The 1,828-nt window shown below is 71.4% G+C and carries 1 protein-coding gene and 2 pseudogenes; 2 read left to right on the forward strand and 1 reads right to left on the reverse strand.

From position 1 onward, the window contains the following. Together QR77_RS47285 and QR77_RS41890 are read left to right on the forward strand one after the other, a co-directional pair. Positions 1 to 207 (forward strand): annotated as a pseudogene (locus QR77_RS47285) (hypothetical protein); the annotation flags it as partial. Then, positions 204 to 1,355 (forward strand): hypothetical protein, encoded by a 1,152-nt coding sequence (locus tag QR77_RS41890; protein WP_040029734.1) that lies wholly within the window; start codon positions 204 to 206, stop codon positions 1,353 to 1,355. The pseudogene QR77_RS47285 and the gene QR77_RS41890, both read left to right, overlap by 4 nt. A gap of 16 nt (positions 1,356 to 1,371) precedes the next feature. Here QR77_RS41890 and QR77_RS41895 read toward each other — a convergent pair. Next, positions 1,372 to 1,828 (reverse strand): annotated as a pseudogene (locus QR77_RS41895) (hypothetical protein); the annotation flags it as partial.

The following is a 1,828-nucleotide window of genomic DNA, read 5'->3' on the forward strand; positions in this document are numbered from 1 at the left end:
GCCTCGACGGATCCGGCGGCGTACGTACGGGCGCTGTCGGCGGCCGGGGAGGGCGCGGAGCTGACGGCGCGCGGCGGGCTCGGGGACTTCGGCTGGCTGATGCAGCCGGTCGGCATCGACCTGGACCTGGCGCTGAGCCTCGGTCTTGGCTTGGGCGCCGGGGCCGGGGCCGGGCCTGGCGGCCCTCTGAGAGACTGTCGCCCATGACGGAGACCACCCGCACGACGGTCGGCATCGGCGGCGCCGCTGAGAGCACCGACATGGTGCTCAACATCGGTCCCCAGCACCCCTCCACGCACGGTGTGCTCCGGCTGCGCCTGCTGCTCGACGGGGAGGTGATCCGGCACGCCGAGCCGGTCATCGGCTATATGCACCGGGGCGCCGAGAAGCTCTTCGAGGCGCGCGACTACCGGCAGATCGTGATGCTCGCCAACCGCCACGACTGGCTGTCGGCGTTCTCCAACGAGCTGGGTGTCGTGATGGGCGTCGAGCGAATGCTCGGCATGGAGGTGCCCGAGCGCGCCGTATGGACCAGGACGCTGCTCGCCGAGCTGAACCGGGTGCTGAACCACCTGATGTTCCTCGGCTCCTACCCCCTCGAACTGGGCGGCATCACACCGGTGTTCCACGCCTTCCGCGAGCGGGAGGAGATCCAGGCCGTGATGGAGGAGATCTCCGGCGGTCGGATGCACTTCATGTTCAACCGGGTCGGCGGCCTGAAGGAGGACCTGCCGGCCGGCTGGCTGGGCCGGGTCAGGGAAGCCGTGGCGGGGGTGCGGTCGCGGATGGACGTGTACGACCGGCTCGTCCTCGGCAACGAGATCTTCCGGGGCCGGACGCGCGGGGTCGGTGTGCTCTCGCGCGACGCCGTCCACGCGTACGGCGTGTCGGGGCCGATCGCCCGCGCCTCCGGGGTCGACTTCGACCTGCGCCGTGACGAGCCGTACCTCGCGTACGGGGAGCTGCGCGACACGCTCCGCGTGGTCACCCGCGAGGACGGCGACTGCCTGGCGCGCTTCGAGTGCCTGCTCGAACAGACCCACAACTCGCTGGCGCTGGCGGACGCGTGCCTGGACCGGATCGGCGAGCTGGCGCCGGGGCCGATCAACCAGCGGCTGCCCAAGGTGCTGAAGGCGCCCGAGGGCCACACGTACACGTGGACCGAGAACCCACTCGGCATCAACGGCTACTACCTGGTGTCGAAGGGCGAGAAGACGCCGTACCGGCTGAAGCTGCGCTCGGCGTCGTTCAACAACATCCAGGCGCTGACCGAGTTGCTGCCGGGGACGCAGGTCGCCGACATGGTGGCGATCCTGGGTTCGCTGTTCTTCGTCGTGGGCGACATCGACAAGTAGCGGGCCGCCTGCCTCACTACGAGCCGATCGCGCTGCGCAGCTCGCCCAGTTCGAGCTGTTCCGTCTCGTCGTGCGCGGTCAGGTCGATGACCTGGCCGACCTCACGCCCCTCGATCTCGGTCGCGCGCTGCGCCGCGAGTGCTTCCTCGCCCACCACGTCGGCGAGGTCCTCGCGCGCCACCTTCGCCAGTTCGGCGGCCGGTGCCTGTGCGACCGGTGCCTGTGCGACCGGTGCCGGTTCGTCCTTGTCGCCCTTGTCCGCGGTCGACTCCGTACCGTCGGCGTCCGCGGCCGCGTGGTGCGAGCCGCCGGTTGCCTGCGTACCGAAGAAGTCGAAGCCGGCGCCCGGACGGCGTACGGGCCGGCGCTGCGGGGCGTACGGCACGATCGCCGACGCGGCCTGCACGCGGGTCGCGGGCAGCGCGGACGAGGGGCGTGCGTGCTGGACGTTGGTGCTCCCGGCGGCCGCGGCG

It is taken from the genome of Streptomyces sp. 150FB (assembly GCF_000818195.1).
GTDB lineage: Bacteria > Actinomycetota > Actinomycetes > Streptomycetales > Streptomycetaceae > Streptomyces.